Origin of the sequence: Massilia sp. CT11-108, from assembly GCF_047302915.1 — a bacterium.
In the GTDB taxonomy this organism is placed as follows: Bacteria; Pseudomonadota; Gammaproteobacteria; order Burkholderiales; family Burkholderiaceae_D; genus Telluria; species Telluria orientalis.
In genome coordinates this window covers 1-391 of sequence record NZ_JBKYMO010001302.1, presented here as the reverse complement: position 1 = coordinate 391, position 391 = coordinate 1, and the positions used below count along the sequence as shown (strand labels likewise).

Annotated in this window: 1 protein-coding gene; it reads right to left on the bottom strand. The window is 71.4% G+C overall.

The annotated features are described in order from the left end of the window. Positions 1-391 (bottom strand): MMPL family transporter (locus ACEN88_RS34510; protein ID WP_413346908.1); only part of this gene is annotated, 391 nt, incomplete at both ends.

The following is a 391-nucleotide window of genomic DNA, read 5'->3' as shown; positions in this document are numbered from 1 at the left end:
GGCCGTGCCGGTGCCGGGCCGGACGCGCCGCAGTTCGCGGAAGCGCATGCCGAACTGGATGCCGAAATCGATGCCGAGCCCGACGAACAGGATCGCGAACGCGATGGAGATCAGGTTCAGCGCACCCACCATCATGAGCCCCAGCGCGGCCGTGAGCGCGAGGCCGCCCAGCATCGTGATGCACAGTGCCAGCACGAGCGGGGTCGAACGCACCGCGCGCCACAGCAGCACGAGCACGATCGCGACGGGGATGCTGCCGACGAGCGGCGACCCTTCCTGCAGTGAGGCGAACTCGTCGTCCGACAGGGGCACCGGCCCCGTCAGCGAGACGTGCGCGCCATAGCGTTCGGCCAGGCGCAGGTCGGCGGCGGCCGCGCGGATCGCGTCGCTG